We start from the raw sequence: 20039 nt of genomic DNA, 5'->3' as shown, positions 1-20039 counted from the left end.
TGCACCCCCTATGCAGTGACCTCCGGGCGCATGTGCGGGAAGGGCAGCACGTCGCGGATGGAGGGTTGGTCGGTGAGGAGCATCGCCATGCGGTCGATGCCGATGCCGATGCCGCCGGTGGGCGGCATGCCGTACTCGAGGGCACGGACGTAGTCGTGGTCGTACTCCATGGCCTCGTCGTCGCCGGCGGCCTTGGCGGCCACCTGGTCGGCGAAGCGGCCCTCCTGGTCGACCGGGTCGTTGAGCTCAGTGAACGCGTTGGCATACTCGTGGCCGCAGATCACGAGCTCGAAGCGGTCGGTCAGGCGCTCGTCGGAGGGCTTGCGCTTGGCGAGCGGCGACACCTCGACGGGGTAGTCGCAGACGAAGGTGGGGTCGACGATGGTGGACTCCACCAGCTCGTCGTAGAGGTTGAACAGGAGCTTGCCGGCGCCCCAGGACTCCTCCCACTCGAGGCCGCGCTCGGCGTTGACCTCGCGGAGGCGCTCCACCGGGGTGTCGACGGAGAGCTCCTCGCCCACGGTCTCGCTCACGAGCTCGGCCATGGTGGCGCTCCGCCAGGTGCCGCCAAGCTCCACGGGCGTGCCCTGGTAGACGATGCTGTGGGTGCCGCAGACCTCGTCGGCCGCGGCCTTGAAGGCGCCCTCGGCGAGCTCCTTCATGCCCTCGATGTCGGTGTAGGCGCGGTAGGCCTCCATGGTGGTGAACTCGGGGTTGTGGGTCTGGTCCATGCCCTCGTTACGGAACTGGCGGCCGATCTCGTAGACGCGCTCCATGCCGCCCACGATGAGGCGCTTCAGGTGCAGCTCGGTGGCGATGCGCAGGTAGAAGTCCATGTCGAGGGCGTTGTGGTGCGTGACGAACGGGCGGGCGTTGGCGCCGCCGAGGGTGTACTGGAGGATGGGCGTCTCGACCTCGAAGTAGCCCTGGCCGTCCATGTAGCGTCTGATGGCGGCGATCATGCGGGAGCGCTTCTTGAAGGTCTCGAGCACCTCGGGGTTCACGATCATGTCGGCGTAGCGCTGGCGGTAGCGGGTCTCCTTGTCGGAGAGGCCGTGGAACTTCTCGGGCAGCGGGCGCAGGGCCTTGGCGAGCATGGTGAGCGACGTCGGGGCGACCGAGATCTGGCCGCGGCGGGTGCGGAGCACCGTGCCGGTGACGCCCACGATGTCGCCGAGGTCCACCGTGCCCAGGAGGTCCCAGGCCGCGGGCTCGAGGTTGTTCACGCGGAAGAAGAGCTGGATCTGGCCCGTATGGTCCTGGAGCATCACGAAGCAGACCTTGCCCTGGTTGCGGATGGCGCGCACGCGGCCCGCCACGCAGACGACGTCCTCGGTGTCCTGGCCGGGCTCGAGGGAGGCGTAGTCCTCCTCGATCTGGGCGGCGTGGGCGTCGGGCTCGAAGGAGGACGGGTAGGGGTTGCCGCCGGCGTCGATCATGGCCTGGCGCTTGGCACGGCGCAGCGTGCGCTCGTCGGTGGTCTCCGGGGTGGTCTGGTCGTCGTGCTGGGACATTCCGTCTCTCCTTCTTAGGTCCTGGCCTCGGGCCGGCGTCGGCCGGCCCCGGTCCACGTATAACGCAAAACCCTGCCTGTGGGAAACCACAGGCAGGGTCTGAGAAGTCTCGCTTCCCCGGCGGGCTTTACGAACGCTCGATGGAGAGGACGGTGTAGGTCCTGGTCGAGCCGTTCGGCGAGGTCACGGTGACCTCGTCGCCCTTCCTGTGGCCCAGGAGCGCGGCCCCCACGGGGGACTCGGTCGAGATCTTGTGCTCCAGGGAGTTGGTCTCTGTGGTGCCCACGATGGAGAAGGTCATCTCCTTGCCGGTGTCGCCGTCCTGGAGGACGACGGTGGAGCCGATGGAGACGGCGTCGGCCACCCCGGCCTTGTCGACGATGACCGCGTTGGCGAGGATCTGGCGGATCTCGTTGCAGCGGGCCTCGTTGCGGGCCTGCTCCTCCTTGGCGGCGTCGTACTCCGCGTTCTCGGAGAGGTCGCCGAAGTCCTTGGCCGTCTTGATGGACTCGGTGATCTCCTTTGCGTGCTCCCCCTCGCGCCAGGCGAGCTCGTCGGCGAGTTTCTGGCGGCCGTCGGGGGTCAGCTGAATCTGGGTGCTCTGCACGGGTCGACGCCTTTCTCAAGAACGAAAAACAGATGCGACAGGCAATGATACCCGTTTACTGGGCGTCCTTGTCGGAGTCGCCGTTGTCGACGACCTCGACGTCCTCGGCCTCGATCTTCTTCTGGGCCTTGGGGTCGTCGGTGCTCTCCATGCCCTCGCGGATGTTCTTGACGGTCTTGCCGAGGGAGGCACCGAGCTTGGGGAGGTTCTTGGGCCCGAAGATCACGAGCACGACGACGAGGATGATGAGGAGTTCGGGAATGCCGAGTCCACCGAGCATGGAGACCTCCAATGGGTTGAAGGCGCCGTATGCGCCCTGGGTTCTGGTCTGTCTCTGGTCCGAGCGTGCACCCGGACGAGTATATATGGCGACCCCGTGGAGCACAAACCGGGCGGTGTCCCCTGAAATAAATCTGCACAGGAGTTGCGCACCGGCGCCGGGAGCTGGGGGATCTGTCAGCGGGCGCCGCGGCCGTGCGCGCGGTCACCGGTGGAGGGGCGTCCCCGGCCGCCACGCGTACAGGGTACGGGCGCGCACGGCCGCCCGGGCCGCACCCGCGGCGACGGGGCGGGCCCGGGCGGCCAGCGGGGAAGGGTATGCCAACCGGTCACCGGACCGGCGGGGCCACGGCGGCCACACGGGGAGCGGCGTGGCTGGGACAGAAGTGCCCGACCATTGGGACAGAAGTGTCCGGGTGGTGGGACGGGGGCGTCAGGCCTTGGCGGCCTCCTTCTCGGCCAGCAGGCGCTCGGCCTCGGCGGCCACCTCGCGGGGATAGCCCACGAGGTCCTCGCCCTCGGGCACATCGGTGAGCGAGACCTCGTCCCAGGCCTCCTCCTCCTCGGCGTGGACCACGGTGGGCGTGGCCACGAAGACGACGTAGCGCACGACCACGAAGGCCACGAGCACGGCGGCGACCGCCACCTGCACCGGCACCGCCAGCTCCACGACGGCGAGGGGCGCCCCCTGGGCGGCCGCGGCGCGGGACAGCATGAGGCTCGCCATGGCCGAGATGACGAAGGGGAAGGTGAAGGCCGCGTAGCTGGGATAGAAGTCACGGCGCAGGCACAGCACGCAGTTGACGGCGGAGACCACGTAGAGGGCGGCGCCGATGGACCAGAGCACGGTCACGAAGGCGAGGGGGGCGGGCTCGACGGAGTTGAGGCACCCCACGACGCACAGGTTGAACGGGGCGGCGTAGATGCAGATGAGCGGCAGGGTGGCCTCGGCCATCTCGCGGTGGGCGAGGTAGCGCACGGTGACCAGCACGAACAGCACGACGAGGGCGACGAAGCCGAACCAGAAGACGCCCGCGCCGAAGGCCTCCAGACCGAAGGCGGGCGCCGTCACCGAGGCCACCACGAGGCCCACGTAGGCGATGAACCAGCTGGCGAAGACCTGCTCGATCCTCAGGTGGAACACGTAGTGCACGGTGAAGAAGACGATGAGCGCCATGTGGAGGGCCACGGCGGCGCCCCAGAAGACGAAGGCCACCGGCCCCCAGAACGGCGCCATGAGGGCCGAGAGCTGCATGACGGTCATGGGGAAGGTGCCCGACACCGAGGCGGAGATGGGGTTCTCCATGTTCTCGCGGAAGAACCCGGGGACGAGCACGCACTTTGCCACGAGGGCGCAGAGCATGAGGGCCGAGAGAGCGGCCAGGACGTAGCGGATGCCCGGGACGAAGTTGTCGAGCAGGTTCCCGAGGGCGACGGTGCCGAGGGCGACGCCGCACACGGGGAACGGCACGCGCTCGATGGCCTCCTTGAACATTGGCACTCCTTGACTGACGGGCCGGCGTGGGCCGGCGCACCATGGATATGGAACCCCCGCGCGGGCGAAGGCGGCGGCAGCGTGTCGTCGGATGTCCGTGGAGGACCGATGACCCAGGGCCACCGGCGGCCCCATCATATGGGGTGCCCGGAAACCGGCGGCCCCATACGTCCAAAAGTCCCACCTTTTCACTGGGATTACAGACTGGGGCCGGAGGGCCTAGGAGATGGCGGTGTCGGCGGGCTCGGAGCCGGGGAGCAGGTCGTAGGGCATGGAGCGCAGGAACGGGTAGAGGGCCACGCAGGCAAGGGGCACGAGCAGCCAGTTCCCCGGCAGCAGGCTCGGCAGGGTGAACAGGCAGAGGAAGACGAAGAGGCGTACGGAGTAGAACAGCGCCCGACGCCATCCCGTGCGCGCCCTCGTCTCGCAGCTCATGCGCACGAAGGCGCCGCCGGGGGTGGAGCCGTCGCGACCCACGGGAACGAGGAGCTCCACCACCAGGAGCAGGGCCGCGAAGGAGCCCACGGAGACCCACCCCACCGCCACCGAGGCCGCGTCGGACGCCGTCATGGAGACGCCGGCCAGGGCGATGCGGGGCTCCAGGGAGCCGGGGTCGGCGACGGGGAGGAGGTTCCACACCGCGAAGGCCGCAACGGCGGTGGCCAGGGCCGCCCCCACGAAGCAGAGCCCCAGGTCGATGACGGCGGCCACGCAGCGGCGCACGAAACCGGGGCTGTGGGTGACGGGCGGCGCCACGTAGTCGCCGCGGCGCACCACCCGGCCGACGACCTTGGCACAGGCGAGGCCCACCAGGGCGCCCGCGGTGTTGGCCATGAGGTCGTCGACGTCGAAGGTGCGGTAGGCGTAGGGGTAGAGGCCGAAGAAGCCGGTGAGCTGGGCGCACTCCACCAGGAGGGACACGGCGAAGCCCGACGCGGCCACGGCGGGCACCCGCCAGCGCAGCCCGTAGGCGAGCATGTAGCCGAGGGGCATGAACAACACCACGTTGGCCACCACCTGGAAGACCGCCCTGAGGCCGTCGGTGCGGATGTCGCCCACGAACGCGAACGGGTGGAGCTGGGGCGCCACGCCGTAGGTGATGCCGGGGCCGCTCGTGCCCTCGGGCATGGGGTAGAGGGTGAAGCAGGCGACGCCGAGGGCGTAGAGCACCGCGAGGTAGGACCAGGCGAGCGACGCGAGCGTGACACGGCCGCGGCGATGGTAGACCAGGGCGAGCACGGGCAGCGTGAGCACCAGCGAGGCCAGGGGCCACATGGCGATCGCCAGTTTGAACGGGCCGGAAAAGGCGCGGAGCATCGGATCCTCTCCTCTCGGGAACGGTTCGCGGAGAACAGGATGGCAAAGGGGCCCCTCAGGTTCCATGGAACTTGATGACCGCACGCTTACGTTTTTGAAAGGCACACGCCCCCTGTCCCACCACCGTCCCACCACCCGGACACTTTTGTCCCAATGGTCGGGCACTTTTGTCCCACCACCCGGGCTCTTGCGGCGTCACACGGTCATCGCGCCACGGCGGCGTGCCGGCGCGGCAGAATCCATCACTTCTCCAATAGGAGAAGTGATGGATGGGCCAGGCACCTCTGTCACGCATCCGACGTCAGGCCAGGTCCTGCAGGGCCACGGGGCCGGCCCCTCCCCTGCGGGCCGCCGAGACCGCCTGCACCAGGGCCACGGCGCCGCTCATGGTGCTCACGAGGTCGATGCCGCGCATGACCGCCTCGCCGCGCAGCAGCACGCCGTCGCCGCGGCTGCTCTCGCCGTGGGGCGTGTTGATGAGGAAGGCCACCTCCCCGCCGCGGATGCGGTCCAGGATGTTGGGGTGCCCCTCGGCCACGCGCTTGACCTCCTCGCAGGGAATGCCTGCCGCATGCAGCGTCTTGGCCGTGCCGCGGGTGGCCACGAGGTCGTATCCGAGGCCCGTCAGGGCGAGGGCCACGGGGGCCACGGAACGCTTGTCGCGGTCGCACACGCTCACCATGACCGTGCCGCCCTCGGGCAGCCGGTAGTCGATGGCCTCGCGGGTCTTGGCGTAGGCCTCGGGAAACGTGGGCGCGACCCCCATGACCTCGCCGGTGGAGCGCATCTCGGGGCCCAGGGTGACAGGGCTGCCGGGGAAGCGGCTCCACGGCATGACCGACTCCTTGACGGCGAAGTAGCCCGGCTCGCGCCCCTCTTCGGGAAGCCCCATGGCCGCCAGGGGCTCGCCCGCCATGACCCGGGCCGCCAGCGCGGCCAGGGGCACGCCGGTGGCCTTGGACGAGAAGGGCACCGTGCGGCTGGCGCGCGGGTTGAGCTCGATGACGAGCACGCGGTCGTCCTTGACGGCGTACTGCACGTTGAGCGGGCCCACCACGCCGCAGGCGAGGGCCAGGCGCCGCGTGATGTCGCGCACCCGCCCCACGACGGCGTCGGAGAGCGAGAAGGGCGGCCAGCAGCAGGCGGAGTCGCCGGAGTGGATGCCGCACTCCTCGATGTGCTCCAGGACCGACCCCACGTAGACGTCGGTGCCGTCGCAGAGGGCGTCCACATCCAGCTCCACGGCGTCCTCGAGGAAGGCGTCCAGGTAGAGCGGCCGGTCGGGGCTCACCGATGCGGCCTGGGACACGTAGGTCCCCAGCTCGTCGGCCGAGTAGACGATGGCCATGCCGCGGCCGCCCAGCACGTAGCTCGGGCGCACGATGAGGGGGTAGCCGATGCGCGCCGCGGCCTCGGCCGCCTCCGCGAGGGTGGAGGCCACGGCCGAGGGCGGGCACTCCACGCCCAGGCGGTCGAGGAGCGCGGCGAAGCGGTCGCGGTCCTCGGCGAGGTCGATGGCCTCGGGCTGGGTGCCGAGGATGGGCACGCCCGCGCGCTTGAGGCGCCCGGCGAGGTTCACCGGCGTCTGCCCGCCCAGCGTGACCACCACGCCGCAGGGCCGCTCCACCTCCACCACGTTCATGACGTCCTCGAAGGTGAGCGGCTCGAAGTAGAGGCGGTCGCTCGTGTCGAAGTCCGTGGAGACGGTCTCGGGGTTGCAGTTGACCATGACGGTCTCGTAGCCCATGGCCGAGAGGGCCTGCACGGCGTGGACGCAGCAGTAGTCGAACTCGATGCCCTGGCCGATGCGGTTGGGGCCGGCCGAGAGGACCATGACCCGCGGGCGCGCGGCCTCGCGGTGCTCGGTGGCGCCGCCCGCACGGTAGGTGAGGTAGTGGTACTCGGTGGCCGCGGCGAACTCGCCGGCGCAGGTGTCAACGGTCTTCACGCAGGGCACCACGCCCAGGATCCGCCGGAGGGCGCGCACGGTGTCCTCGGCCTGACCGGTGAGGGCGCCGATCTGCACGTCGGAGAAGCCCAGCTGCTTGGCCGCGAGCATGAGGGGCGCGTCGAGCCCGGCGAGGCCGAGCGAGGCGATGCGCCCCTCGGCCGCCACGATGTCCGCGATGCGGCAGACGAACCACGGGTCCACCCCCGACAGGGCCGCCACCCGGCCGGGATCCCAGCCGCGGCGCAGCGCCTCGGCGAGCCAGAACACGCGGTCGGGGGTGGGCTCGGCCACGAGGTCGGCCAGCTCGTCGGCGCCGGCGGCATCGGCGCCGGCGGGGCGGTCCAGGCCGGCGTGGCCCTGCTCGAGGGACCGGAGGGCCTTCTGCAGCGCCTCCTCGAAGGTGGTGCCGAGCGCCATGGCCTCGCCCACCGACTTCATGCGGGTGGTGAGCTCGCAGGACGCGCCCTCGAACTTCTCGAAGGCGAAGCGCGGCACCTTGACCACGCAGTAGTCGAGGGCCGGCTCGAAGCACGCCGGGGTGGCGCCGGTGACGCGGTTGACCACCTCGTCGAGCGTGAGGCCCACGGCGAGGAGCGCGGCGCACGTGGCGATGGGGAAGCCCGTGGCCTTGGACGCCAGGGCCGAGGAGCGGCTCACACGCGGGTTCATCTCCACCACGAGCACGCGGCCGTCCTCCGGGTTCACGGCGAACTGCACGTTGGAGCCGCCGCAGGCCACGCCCACGCGCTCGAGGACGGCGAGGGAGCAGTCGCGCAGGTGCTGGAGCTCGGTGTCGGTGAGGGTCTGGCACGGCGCCACGGTGATGGAGTCGCCGGTGTGCACGCCCATGGGGTCGAGGTTCTCGATGGAGCAGACCACCACGCCGTTGCCGGCGCCGTCGCGCACCACCTCCATCTCGATCTCCTTCCAACCCTCCACGGACCGCTCCACGAGCACCTCGGACACGGGCGAGAGCGAGAGGCCCTCGGCCGCGACGGCGGCGAGCTCCCCCGCGTCCCGGGCAACGCCGCCGCCGGCGCCGCCGAGCGTGAAGGCGGGGCGCACCACCACGGGGTAGCCGATCTCGTCGGCCACCGCCAGGCACTCCCCCACCGTGCGGCCCACCTCGGAGCGGGCGCACTCGAGCCCGATGTCGGCCATGGCGGCGGCGAAGAGCTCGCGGTCCTCGCCCACCTTGATCGACTCGATGTCGCAGCCGATCACCTCCACGCCGAAGCGCTCGAGCACGCCCTCCTCGGCGAGGGCCACGGCGCAGTTGAGGGCCGTCTGGCCGCCCATGTTGGCGAGCAGGGCGTCGGGCCGCTCCCGCTCGATGACCTTGGCCACGCAGGCGGGCGTCACGGGCTCCACGTAGGTGCGGTCCGCCGTCGACGGGTCGGTCATGACCGTGGCGGGGTTGGAGTTGACGAGCACCACCTCGATGCCCAGCTCCTTGAGGGCGCGGCACGCCTGGGTGCCGGAGTAGTCGAACTCGCAGGCCTGGCCGATGACGATGGGACCGGAACCGATGACGAGGACCTTGCGGATGTCTGCGCGCGCGGGCATCAGGCGCACCTCCCCTGGACGGCGTGGACGAGGTAGTCGGGGTCGCCGGCCATGAGGGCGCAGAAGGCGTCGAAGCCGTAGGCGCCGTCGAGCGGGCCGGGGCGCCCCTCGGGGTGGTACTGGAGCGAGAAGGCACGGCGGTCGAGGTACTCCACGCCCTCGCAGGTGCCGTCGTTGAGGTTCACGTGGGTGAGGCGCACGCGCCCCACCTCGGGCGACAGGGCCACCGGCGCCACACCCCGTTCGGCCCAGCACCGGAGGTCGGCCTCGTGGGAGGTGCGGCCGCCGGACTCCCCCGGGACGAGGGGGCCGAACGAGGGGAAGTCCACGGCGTAGTTGTGGTTCTGGGCCGTGACCTCGCAGGTGCGGGTGAGGAGGTTCATCACCGGCTCGTTGCCGCCGTGGTGGCCGTAGGCGAGCTTGACGGTGCGCGCGCCCGCAGCGAGGGCCATGACCTGGTGGCCGAGGCAGATGCCGAAGGTGGGCACGCGCCCGAGGAGCCCGCGGGCGCAGGCCACCACCCCGGGCACGGAGGCGGGGTCGCCCGGGCCGTTGGATAGGAAGGCGCCGTCGGCGCCGAGGGCCAGGACGTCGGCGGCCGTGGCGTCCCACGGCAGCGTGTGCACCGTGAGCCCGCGGGCGGCGAGGCCGGCGACGATGCCCGCCTTCTGGCCGCAGTCCACCGCCGCCACGGAGCGGCCGCAGCCCGCGGCGGGGACCTCGGTCCACGGGGCGTCGCATGAGACGGCCGCCACGAGGTCGCGCTCGGCGATGGGCGGCTGGGCGCGCACGAGGGCCACGAGCTCGTCGGGGTCGAGCACCTCCGTGGAGACGCCCGCGGCCATGGCTCCCCCGCCGCGGACCGCGAGGGTCACGGCGCGGGTGTCGACCCCCTCCACCGCCACGACGCCGTGGCGCGCCAGGTAGGACGGCAGCGACTCGCGGCTCCGCCAGTGGCTGGGGGTGCGGCAGACGTCGGCCACCACGAGGGCCGAGAGCGCCGGGCGGGCGGCCTCGGAGGCCTCCGGGGAGATGCCGTAGTTGCCCTGCTGGGGATAGGTGAGACAGACGACCTGGCCGGCATAGGAGGGGTCCGTCGCGATCTCCTGGTAGCCGGCCATGGACGTGTTGAAGACGATCTCGCCGAAGGCGGTGCCGGGCGCGCCGCAGGAGTGGCCGCGGTGCCAGGTGCCGTCCGCGAGGGCGAGCAGCGCCGGCATGGGCGGGGTGGGTGAGGCAAGGGGGTTCATGGCCGTCCTCTCCATCGTGGCCTTCGGGCCGTCCCGCGGCCCCTTAAAGGTGCTCGGGCCATGCTAGGCGCGCCCGCGCCGGGTCTCCCCGCCACGGGTGCCCATGACACAAGATGGATACACATGCCGGTAATATGCGCTAATCGGTGTATAAATGGCAGCGTTATCCGCATACAGGTGCCGGATGCGGCCGAGACGCGACCGTCAGCCGCCGGCCGCTCCTCGACCGGACCACGACTGCCACCTGAAAGCGGTTGAGGGCGACTCCGGAGGCGCGGACGTGCCGGAATCCGCCCCCAACCGCGTTCAGGTGCCCGGAATCCGCCCCCAGCCGCGTTCAGGTGCCGAGAGGGTCGCCCCCAGCCGCGTTCAGGTGCGGAGAGAAGGCAGGATGCGGAGAGGCCGGCTGCTGGGGGACGGGCGTCACGCCACGTCGGCCCCGAGGGGCGGCACCTCCCCCTCAAAATGGAACGACACCGTGAGCGGCCCGCCGTCGCGGACGTTCTCCACCAGCACGAAGGCCGCCTCCACCACGCGGTACCCCTGGGCCATCAGCACGTGGGCGTAGTAGCGGGCCTGCATGGCGTGGTGCTCGGCGGCCGCCGCCGCGTCCATGTAGGTCTCGCCGGTCTTGTAGTCCACCACAAGGGCGCGGCCGTCGCCGTCCGACGAGAACAGGTCGATGGAGCCGGTGACGTAGCCCGACGCGCCGCCGTCCTCCGCCGAGAAGAACGGCAGCTCCGGCACCACCGTGGCGGCCGAGAGGGCCCGCTCCCGCAGGGGCGTGGCCCACCAGGCGTCGAGGGCGCGCGCGAGGCGCCCCCGGGCGTCGCGGTCCAGGCCGCGGCGGTCGGCCACGGCGGCCACCCGCGCGGCGTCGGGCACCCGACCGTCGCCTGCGGCCAGGCGCGCGAGCTCGTGGAAGGCGTCGCCGAACCGCACGGCCTCGTCGTCGAAGGCCGCCGGCGCGTCCCAGCTGGGCTCGTCGCCCGCGGGGGGCTCGGCGTCCTCGGGGACCTCCGTGGCGTCCTCCTCGGCGTCGAGGGCGGCCGTCACCTGGGCCTGGTGGAGGTCCTTGGAGTAGCTGCGCACGTCGTCCCGGGCCGACCACGCCGTGGTGGGCGGGGCCGTGCGCACCTCGTCGAAGAGTGGGAAGTCCGGGCGCTCCTCCTCGGGCCGCTCCACGGGCTCCTCGGGCTCCACAGGGTCCTTGGGCGTGGGCTCGGCCACCACGGTGACCAGGCGCCCCTCCTGCCCCCCGCCGTAGTCGATGGGCACGGTGCCCTGCAGCGTGGGGACCTCGCCCCAGAGGGCCTCGAGGAAGCTCTCGGCCATGGCCGGCCTGACCGTGCCCTTGGCGGAGACCGCGGTGGTGACGCCCACCACGAGGGCCTCGCGGGCGCGGGTGAGGGCGACGTAGAGCAGGCGCGCGGCCTCCCGCACCTCGACGTCGGTCTCGCACTCCTCCAGCCGGCGGCGCCACTGGAGGCCGGTGCGAGGCTCCCCCTCCGGCTCCCCGAGGAGTTTGGCCGCCGCCTCGGCCGGCGATCCCTTCTCGGCCCTGGGCTTCAGGGAGAGGCGCACCTCGGACCCCTCGCGGCTGGTCACGAGGTTCTGCCCGCCCTGGCTGTGGGGGTCGTCGAAGACGCCCGCCACGGCCACCACGGGGAACTCCAGGCCCTTGGAGGAGTGGACCGTCATCACGCGCACGGCGTCGGTCTCCTCGCCCGAGAGGGCGCCGGGACCCTCCTTGGCGCTCGCGAGCCAGTCGCCGAAGACCTTGGCCGCGCGGGAGAAGCCCAGCCCCGCGTCGTCCACGAGCCGGCGGATGTGCCGCACGGCGGAGAGCACGTTGGCCGCGCGGGAGCGGCCCACGACCCCCTCGCGCTCCAGGCGGGGGAGCCAGCCCGACTCCGTGCACACGGCCAGCACGGTGTCGGCCACACCGGTGTAGCCCATGCGGCGGCGTGCCAGCTCCATGACCCTGAGGGCCTGGGCCAGGCGCGGGCCGGGGCGCTCCCCCAGCACGCGCTCGGCGCCCCCGGGTCCGGCGAGCAGGCCCTCCACGAGGCCGGCGGACGAGCCGCCGCGGGCCAGGAGCACGAGGTCGTCGTCGCCCAGGGAGAAGATGGGGCCCTGGAGCACCGGGAGGAGCCCCCGCTGGGTGTCGCGCGGGTTGGCGAGGGCCCAGAGCAGCGCCTGCACCTGCTGCACCTCCATGGCCGAGGCGAAGGTGGAGCCGCCGGCCACCACGGCCTCGAGGCCGTGGTCGCGCAGGGCCCGGAGGTAGGGGTCGGCGACGTTGAGGCCGCGGAGCAGGAGCGCCATGTCGCCGGGGCGCACGCCCTGCTTTGCGAGCTCCTGCAGGCGGTTGGCCACCTGCTCGGCGTTCCGGGCGACGAGGACGTCCTTGGTGGCCTGCTTGAACCCCTTCTCGGCCGGGGGCGCCTGGGTGTGCTCCACCATGATGCGGGGCATGTCACGGGCGGCGTAGCCGTCGGGGCGGCCGGGGAAGGCCTCGAGGTCCATGAATCCGGGGAGGATCTCGGAGTCGCCGAGGGCGCGGCTCACGAACCGCAGGATGTCGTCGTGGCTGCGGAAGTTGCGGTCCATGCGCACCACCCGGGAGGCCCGCTCGCGGGCCAGGTCGTACTGCTCGACGTCCGCGCCGCGGAACCGGTAGATGGACTGCTGGCGGTCGCCCACGAAGCACAGGCGGCTCTCGTCGGGCGCCAGCAGGCTCACGATGCGGAGCTGCTGGGAGTCCGTGTCCTGGAACTCGTCGATCATGACGAGCTCGAAGGTGCCCTGGAACCGCTCCTTGACCACGGGGTGCTCCGAGAGGCCCTTGAGGGCCAGGCGCAGGAGGTCGCCGTTGTCCAGGGCACCGCGCTCGCGCTTGACGGCGCGGTACCGCCCGTCGATGGCGCGGGCGAGGTCCATGAGCGGGCCCTCCAGCCGGCGGATGCGGGAGTAGGAGCCCTCGAGGACCAGGGCAGCCACGGCCTCCTTGGCGTCGGCGAGGAGGTCCAGGGCGTCCTTGGCCTTGATGAACGTGCCGCTGGGCAGCACGACCGACGCCTCCAGGCCGTCCCAGGCGTCGGCCGGGGCGCCGGCCTCCAGCCAGGCGGTCAGGGCCTGGGAGGTGCGCGCGAGGTCGGCCTTGTGCTCCATGCCCTTGGCCCCCTTCTTGGGCACCCAGGCGTCGAGCAGGGCGTCCAGCGCCGCCACGGCGCGGCGGGCCAAGGGGCCGAGCTCGGCGTCGCCCCCCTTGAAGGCCACGGCGTCGAACCCCTCGGGGCTCTCGTTGGCCTTCTTGGTGATGAGCTCGGCCATCTCGGGGGCGGACATGGGCCGGTTGAACCCGCGGCGGCGCTGGGCCACGCCGGACTCCGAGGCGGCGTCGAACGAGTCGCCGAAGGTGGCGAAGAGCTCGGTGTAGCGGGGGTCGCCGCGCACCTCGAGGAGCACATCGGAGACGGCGCGGCTGCGCAGGTACTGCTCCTCGTTGTCGGCGATCACGGTGAAGGCCGGGTCGATGCCCAGCTCGAGGGCCGAGGAGCGCAGGATGCGCTCGCACATGCCGTGGATGGTGGAGATCCAGGCGCGGTCCACGGCCAGGGCCTCGTCGTGGAGGCCGCGGGCCATGAGCTCGGCGCGCACGCGCTCTCGGATCTCCGACGCGGCCTTGTTGGTGAACGTGATCACGAGGGCGTTCTCGATGGACGAGAGCGGCGCCCTCCCCGTGGCCGGGTCGGGCTCCAGGGCGTGGGCCAGGCGCTGCACCAGGGTGAACGTCTTGCCCGAGCCTGCGCCCGCCTCCACGAAGAGCTCCTCGTCGAGGGTCTCGACGATGGTTCGCTGGGGTCCGTCGAGCTCGATCATCGGTCGATCCTCTTCTCGCAGGCGACGGCAGGGCAGCCCATGCAGGCCCACCGGTCGCGGGGTCGGGGCTCCACGTGGCCGGCGGCCATGGAGGCCACCGCCTCGGCGGCGACCTCCTCGGCGCGGGCGAGCACGTCTTCGAAGGACGCTGCCGCCACGTGGTCGGGGGTGACGACGTTGGGGGTCTTGCCGCGGTACGCACCCTCCATGGACTCGGCGAAGCCGCGCTCGGCCATGCCGCCCACCCCGGGGTCGTCGCCCGTGGTGAGGTAGACGGCGGCCACGGGGTCCAGGCCGGGCGCCACCTGGGGCAGCACGCGGGCGTAGAGCAGGGCCTGGATGTTGCCCGGCACCCAGGAGGAGAGGTCGTCGGCGGCCTCGGGGCGGTAGCGGGAGCCGCCGGAGTTGCCGCTCTTGTAGTCGATGACCGCGGCGCGGCCCCTCGCGTCGACGTCCACGCGGTCGATGGTGCCGCGCACCCGCACGCCGGCGTAGGTCACCGGGTCCTGGCCCGGGTTGCCGAAGGTCTGCTCGAACAGCCGCGGCGTGAAGCCGACGAAGGAGCCCTCGTTGCGGTCGAGCGTGGCCAGGAGCTGGTCCTTGAGGTGGCGCACCTGGCTCTCCTCGCTCACGGAGTGGGGCATGAAGCCGGCGGCCGGCCCCTGGCCCGTGGGCGCGGAGGCCACGGCCCCGTCGAAGACGCGCGAGAGGACGTCGCCGGCGAGCCCCCGCTCGAAGGACCCCTGGGCCTGGAGCTCGCGGCCGGTGCGCTCGAGCACGCCGTGGGCGAAGCTGCCGCGGTCGAGGCCCGAGAAGTCCGCGTCGAGGCGGTCGGCCGGCACGGCGCGCTCGAGGAACCAGCGGCGGGGGCAGCCGAGGTAGGTCTCGAGGTCGGTGGCAGAGACCACCGGGACGTCGCCGGCGACGTCCGAGCGCATGACGGCGAGGTGCGCCGCCCGCCCCGACAGCGTGCCGACCTCCAGCGGGGGGACGAAGCCCGAGGGCTCGGGCTCGCGGCCCTGGGGCGACAGGTTCTTGGAGACGCGCTCCTCGCCCAGGGTCACGGTCTCGGGGCGCTCGCGGTAGCAGGACAGGAGCTCGGCGAAGAGCGGCGAGGGGTGCGTGGCCTCGGCCGAGGCGTCGCGCAGGGAGCGCTCGACGGCCAGGCCGTGGGTGGGGGCGGCCCAGACGTGCCAGGCGCGGGCCCGGGCGACGGCGTCGGGGGCGGCGGGGCGGGCGAGGCCGAGGAGGCCGAGGAGCCCGTGGACCGCGTCGTGGGGCGCCGAGATGGGGTCCTCGGCCGCCGTCTGGCCGCAGAGCAGCACGTCCTCCACGGAGCCCGGGGGCGTGGAGGCGGCGCGGGCGGGGTCGAGGATCTCCACCGTGCAGCGCTGGGCCTCCCCGTAGCGGCCGCGCTCGGGCGAGCGGGCGACGCCCATGCGCGAGAGCACGGAGGCGAGCACCGTGAGGCGGGCGTGGGGGTCGAGGCCGTCGCCGAACAGCCCGTCCACCGCGACGCAGGCGTCCTCGACGGCGCAGAGGGCCTGGTGGGCCTCGCGGTCGCGGGCGGTCTGGGCGTTGGGGCGCAGGGCGCGTGCGGCGCCGGCCCAGTCGCCGGCGGCCACGAGCTCCACGGTGCGGGCGAGGGGCTCGCTCTGGGTGGCCACGCGGGCGACGTCCGAGAGCACCGCGGCCGGCGAGAGGGCGCGGTTCTGGCGCCAGGCGGCGTCCAGGGAGAACACGATGTCGCGGGGCAGGCCGGAGAGCTCCGAGAGCAGGAAGTCCGTCACGGCGCGAGGGGGCCACCAGCTGCGGTCCGCCTCCACGGAGGCCGAGAGGACCTCCTCGGCCGCGGCCGCCGCGTCGGGGGCACCCTCGGCCGCGCGGTCCAGGCGCCACTGCGACGCGGCCGCGGCGATGGCGGAGAGCTGCTCCACGAAGGCGAGGAACTGGCGGGTGGCGCGGAGGTCGGACGCCGGCTCCACCCAGGAGGCGCGCACGGCGATGCCGCGGTTGGAGGCCTTGGGCGACACGGTGCGCCAGACCTCGCGGGGGTCGCGGGTGACGAGGAGCACGCGCTCGGCGCCGGCCTCGGCCAGGCGGGCGAGCTCGCGGGCCACGAGCTCGGGCTCGGCCTCGGGGCCGGCCGCCTCCAGCAGGCGCACGGACCCGGTGGGCTCCACGGCGCCTCCCCCGCCGAACACGGAGCCGAGCAGGGCCTGGAGCTCCGGCGAGCGCGGCGGCGCCGGGACCGCGGCACGGGCCGGGGCCTCGGAGACGGAGGCGTCGGCGAGCGCGGCCTCGGAGGCGACGGCGGCCTCGCAGGCCCGGGCGGCGTCGCCGGCGGCGCCGGGGTGGGCGGAGGCGGCCCAGGTGAGGCCCACCCGGGCGGCCAGGCGCCCGAAGAGCCGCGCCTGGGAGGCGTCGAGGTCCTCCCAGCCGGCGGCCACGAGGGCGCAGAGGGCCTCGCCGGGATGGGCCGCGAGGGCGTCGGGGAGCTCCTCGAAGACGCGGGAGCGGGTGGAGATCCCCCGGGCCACGAGGGCGTCCGCCAAGGCGAGGGCCATGGTGCAGGCGTCGCGCTGCTGCGGCGAGAGCGCGTCGCCGGCAGCGGCCACGGCGGCGGGCAGCTGGGCCGAGAAGGTGCCGGCGAGGGTGGCGACGACGTCCACGTAGCCGGGATAGACGCCGGCGGACTCGGGTCGGCCGTCCATGAGCGCGTTGCCTCCGAGGACCTTCCAGGCCGTGGCCGTGACGTCGGCGCCCCGGGCGAGCGCGGTGCCGTCCCCCAGGCGCCCCCAGAGGGCGTCGGCCCAGGGCACGGGGCAGGTGACGTCCACGCCCACGCCGATGCCGGCGCGCGCCAGGGTGCGGCGGGCGTCCAGCGCGGCACGCATGGAGGGGACGATCACGGTCACCGGCCGGTGCTCCGCCAAGGCCTCCGTGACGGCCGTCAGGGCCGCGGGCCCGAGGACGGCCCCCTCTGTGTCGCGGACGACGGTCAAAGCCATGGCGGCCCCCTTCGCATCGGTGGACGGCGATAAAGACGTCAAACCACCCTACCACGGCCGGCCGGGACCGGGATGGCGCCATGGGGCAGGCCCGGCGCCGCCACCGCGGTGCGTCCCACCCGCCGCCACGCCACCGTGGTGCGGGCAGGAACGGCAGGGGCTCTCGTCCGGCGCGCCTCCCGCCCGGCAGGCCCGGCGCGCCCCGCCCCTCCTCCGCACCTGAATACGGTTGAGGGCGACTCCCGAGCTCCTCGACGGCCCGAATCCGCCCCCAACCGCGTTCAGGGAGGGAAAACCCGCCCTCGGACGCGTTCAGGTGCGGAGGAGGTCGCCCTCAGATGCGTTCAGGTGGGAGAGGGGGTGGGAGATGGGGCGGGCCAAGCCGACGTGGAGATGGGGTGGGCCGCCCGACCGGCGCGGCATAGCAAAGCAGGCCACCGGACTACCCCGATGGCCTGCGACTTTGCTGGTCGGGTTGACTGGATTCGAACCAGCGACTTCTGCGTCCCGAACGCAGCGCTCTACCAAGCTGAGCCACAACCCGTTGCAGTTGTGCAGTGTAGCACGTTTCTCCCGGGACGGTAAAGCCCTCCTCGGCCTTCCCCCTCCCCTACCCGTGCCAGGTGTCCGAGACGATCGCCGGGCCGCCCCCGCGGGTGGACGTCCCGTAGGCCCACCATCCCCGGCGGACGGCGTCGGTGGCCGCGTCCTCGGCGGCGGCGCGGGATGTGCAGAACCCGAAGACGCAGCTCCCCGACCCCGACACCTGGCTCGCCAGCACGCCCGGCCGGGCGGCGAGCCAGGTGGCCACGGCCTCCTCGGCGGGCATGAGGCGCCGGGCCACGGGGTCCAGGTTGTTGGCCACGGCGAGGGGGACGGCGCGGGCGTCGCCGGCTTCGAGGGCCGAGACGAGCGGCGCCGGGTCGGCGGCGGGCACCGGGCTGCGGTCGAACTCCCGGTAGGCCTCGGCCGTGTCGACGCCGGGACCCAGGGGCCGCACGAGCACCACGGGCAGCTCCACCGGGTCGAAGGTGCGCTCCAGGACGTCGCCGGCGCCCCCCATGAGGGCCGGGGCGCCGTAGAGGAAGAACGGGACGTCGGCGCCCACCGCGCGGGCCGCCCCCACCACCTCGGGGCCGGCGGGGTCAAGGTCCCAGAGCCTCGCCAGGGCCACGAGCGTGGCCGCGGCGTCGGACGACCCGCCGCCGAGGCCGGCCTGGGACGGGATGCGCTTGTCGATGACGATGCGCACGTCGGGCACGCGGTCGATCGACTCCGAGAGGACGAGGGCCGCCCGGGCGGCCAGGTTGTCGCGGGGGGCACAGCGCACGGACGGCACGCACGCCACCTCCAGGGTGCTCGCCGGCTGGAGGGTGAGGGTGTCGACGAGGTCCACCGCGGTCATGACGGTGCGGACGGCGTGGAGCCCGCGGGGCGTGCGCTCCGTGGACACGCCCAGGTAGAGGTTGACCTTGGCGGGCGTGGTGACGACGATCTGGGGCAGGGCCACGGCGGCTCCTCTCGACTGCGCACGGAAAAGGGGCGCGGACCCGCCGGCCCGCGCCCCTGAAGTCTAGCCGACAGGCGTCTCCCCTAGGCCTCCTCGACGAAGTCGAAGATGGGCTCGCCGCTCTCGGTGTCGAACAGCTCCACCGAGCCGGTGAGGACGTCGACGTACTGGTAGCTCTGGCGCGCGATGCGGCCGCGGCGCTCCTCGACCTCCACCATGAAGAGAGAGGGGTGGGCCGAGACGAGGGTGCCGGTGCGCTCGACGATGCGCGAGCGACCCATGTTGGCGCGGACCCGGATGCGGCTCCCGGTGAGCGATGCCAACTCCTCGTGGATCTGGTCGACGCGGTTGACGGACGGGATCTCGTTCTCCATGCCTGTTACTCCAAACGCCGGCTCTGAGACGCCGCTCACCGGATAGGTGGCGTCGAGGCAGAATCCAGCCAATGTTGAATGTGCAGTGACCTATACTATCTGGTTTTGCTTTTGGGAGGAAGGGCCCTCACAGAGAGCGTACAGTCGGGCGTAACGGGCACGTACCCCCGGAATGCCTCGAGAAAGGAAGCCCATGAACGTCCAGCGCCTGGACCGGGTGCGCCAGAACCTGCGCGACCTCGGCCTCACCCAGACCGTGGTCACCGACCCGGTCTCCATCGCCTACCTCACCGGCTACGACAACGACCCGATGGAGCGCTTCGAGGCCCTCTACCTGGCCGTTGACTCCGAGCCCGTGCTCTTCGTCAACCGCCTGTTCCCCGACCCCGGCGACTGCGTGCCCAACGTGGTCACGCTCTACGACACCGACGACCCCGTGGCGTCCCTCGCCCAGGTCACCATCGCCGAGGCACCCCTCGGCATCGACCGCACCATGGAGGCCCGCTGGCTGCTGCCCCTCATGGAGGCCGGCGCCGCGTCGTCGTTCCGCCTGGCCTCCTCGGCCGTGGACGACGCCCGTGCCCGCAAGGACGCCGACGAGCGCGAGGCCATGGCCGCCGCCTCGGCCGTCAACGACCGCGCCATGGACTGGCTCAAGGACCAGCTCAAGGCCGGCGTGACCGAGCGGCAGATCGCCGAGGCCCTCGAGGGCGAGTACCGCCGCCTCGGCGCCGACGGCAACTCCTTCGACCCCATCGTCTCTTTCGGCGCCAACGCCGCCGACCCGCACCACGAGCCCGACGACACCGCCCTCGAGCCCGGCATGGTGGCGCTCTTCGACGTGGGCTGCCGCCTGGGCGGCTACTGCGCCGACATGACCCGCACGTTCTTCTTCGGGGCCGAGCCGGACGAGGAGTTCCGCCGGGTCTACGAGGCCGTGGAGGCCGCCAACGCCGCGGCCGAGCAGGTGGCGGCCCCGGGCGTGAGCTTCGCCGCCATCGACCGCGCCGCCCGCGAGGTCATCGAGCGCGCCGGGTACGGCGAGTACTTCACCCACCGCACCGGCCACTCCATCGGCCTGGAGGTCCACGAGCCCGGCGACGTCTCCAGCGCCCACACGGCCCCCGTGGAGCCCGGCATGTGCTTCTCGGTGGAGCCCGGCATCTACCTGCCCGGGAGGTTCGGCGTGCGCATCGAGGACCTCGTGTGCGTGACCGAGAACGGGTCGCAGGTGCTCAACCACCACCCCAAGGGCCTGGAGGTCGTGGGCGCGTAGCCCG

12 protein-coding genes and 1 tRNA gene are annotated in these 20039 nt (G+C 72.7%); 1 reads left to right on the top strand and 12 read right to left on the bottom strand.

Features of this window, described 5'->3' with window-relative positions; genetic code table 11:
* Positions 1 to 8: 8 nt before the first annotated feature.
* The 12 genes from lysS to NFR49_RS08345 form a co-directional block, all read right to left on the bottom strand.
* Positions 9 to 1514 carry a lysine--tRNA ligase gene (lysS, locus tag NFR49_RS08400; protein WP_251159189.1) on the bottom strand — a complete coding sequence of 502 codons (1506 nt, stop codon included), beginning with the start codon at positions 1512 to 1514 and terminating at the stop codon, positions 9 to 11.
* 127 nt (positions 1515 to 1641) lie between these two features.
* Positions 1642 to 2121 (bottom strand): transcription elongation factor GreA, encoded by a 480-nt coding sequence (gene greA / locus NFR49_RS08395; RefSeq protein ID WP_135978875.1) that lies wholly within the window; start codon positions 2119 to 2121, stop codon positions 1642 to 1644.
* 55 nt (positions 2122 to 2176) lie between these two features.
* Positions 2177 to 2401: a twin-arginine translocase TatA/TatE family subunit gene (gene tatA / locus NFR49_RS08390; RefSeq protein ID WP_251159188.1), complete on the bottom strand. Its 225-nt coding sequence runs from the start codon at positions 2399 to 2401 to the stop codon at positions 2177 to 2179.
* A gap of 432 nt (positions 2402 to 2833) precedes the next feature.
* Complete coding sequence (locus NFR49_RS08385; protein WP_251159187.1) at positions 2834 to 3895, bottom strand: TDT family transporter; 1062 nt, start codon at positions 3893 to 3895, stop codon at positions 2834 to 2836.
* A gap of 219 nt (positions 3896 to 4114) precedes the next feature.
* Positions 4115 to 5212, bottom strand: a complete 1098-nt coding sequence (locus tag NFR49_RS08380) for a VanZ family protein (protein ID WP_251159186.1) — start codon at positions 5210 to 5212, stop codon at positions 4115 to 4117.
* A gap of 301 nt (positions 5213 to 5513) precedes the next feature.
* A complete protein-coding gene (gene carB, locus NFR49_RS08375) occupies positions 5514 to 8729 on the bottom strand; it encodes a carbamoyl-phosphate synthase large subunit (protein ID WP_251159185.1) in 3216 nt (1071 codons plus the stop codon).
* Positions 8729 to 9979 (bottom strand): glutamine-hydrolyzing carbamoyl-phosphate synthase small subunit, encoded by a 1251-nt coding sequence (gene carA / locus NFR49_RS08370; RefSeq protein WP_251159184.1) that lies wholly within the window; start codon positions 9977 to 9979, stop codon positions 8729 to 8731. The genes carB and carA overlap by 1 nt, the downstream gene beginning before the upstream one ends.
* A 423-nt stretch (positions 9980 to 10402) precedes the next feature.
* Positions 10403 to 13864, bottom strand: coding sequence for a UvrD-helicase domain-containing protein (locus NFR49_RS08365; protein ID WP_251159183.1), 3462 nt, complete (start codon positions 13862 to 13864; stop codon positions 10403 to 10405).
* Complete coding sequence (locus NFR49_RS10180) at positions 13861 to 16875, bottom strand: PD-(D/E)XK nuclease family protein (RefSeq protein ID WP_275557152.1); 3015 nt, start codon at positions 16873 to 16875, stop codon at positions 13861 to 13863. Before NFR49_RS10180 ends, NFR49_RS08365 begins: the two co-directional genes overlap by 4 nt.
* A 467-nt stretch (positions 16876 to 17342) precedes the next feature.
* Positions 17343 to 17419: transfer RNA gene (locus NFR49_RS08355), tRNA-Pro, on the bottom strand.
* 66 nt (positions 17420 to 17485) lie between these two features.
* Positions 17486 to 18385: a 4-(cytidine 5'-diphospho)-2-C-methyl-D-erythritol kinase gene (gene ispE, locus NFR49_RS08350; protein ID WP_251159182.1), complete on the bottom strand. Its 900-nt coding sequence runs from the start codon at positions 18383 to 18385 to the stop codon at positions 17486 to 17488.
* 83 nt (positions 18386 to 18468) lie between these two features.
* Positions 18469 to 18759, bottom strand: a complete 291-nt coding sequence (locus NFR49_RS08345; RefSeq protein ID WP_135978884.1) for a Veg family protein — start codon at positions 18757 to 18759, stop codon at positions 18469 to 18471.
* 193 nt (positions 18760 to 18952) lie between these two features.
* Here NFR49_RS08345 and NFR49_RS08340 point away from each other — a divergent pair, with 193 nt between their 5' ends.
* Complete coding sequence (locus NFR49_RS08340) at positions 18953 to 20035, top strand: M24 family metallopeptidase (RefSeq protein WP_251159181.1); 1083 nt, start codon at positions 18953 to 18955, stop codon at positions 20033 to 20035.
* Positions 20036 to 20039: the final 4 nt, after the last annotated feature.

Source organism: Caniella muris, from assembly GCF_943193035.1.
GTDB classification, from domain to species: domain Bacteria; phylum Actinomycetota; class Coriobacteriia; order Coriobacteriales; family Atopobiaceae; genus Granulimonas; species Granulimonas faecalis.
The sequence above is the reverse complement of the archived record's forward strand: the minus strand, read 5'-3'. Positions and strand labels throughout refer to the sequence as shown.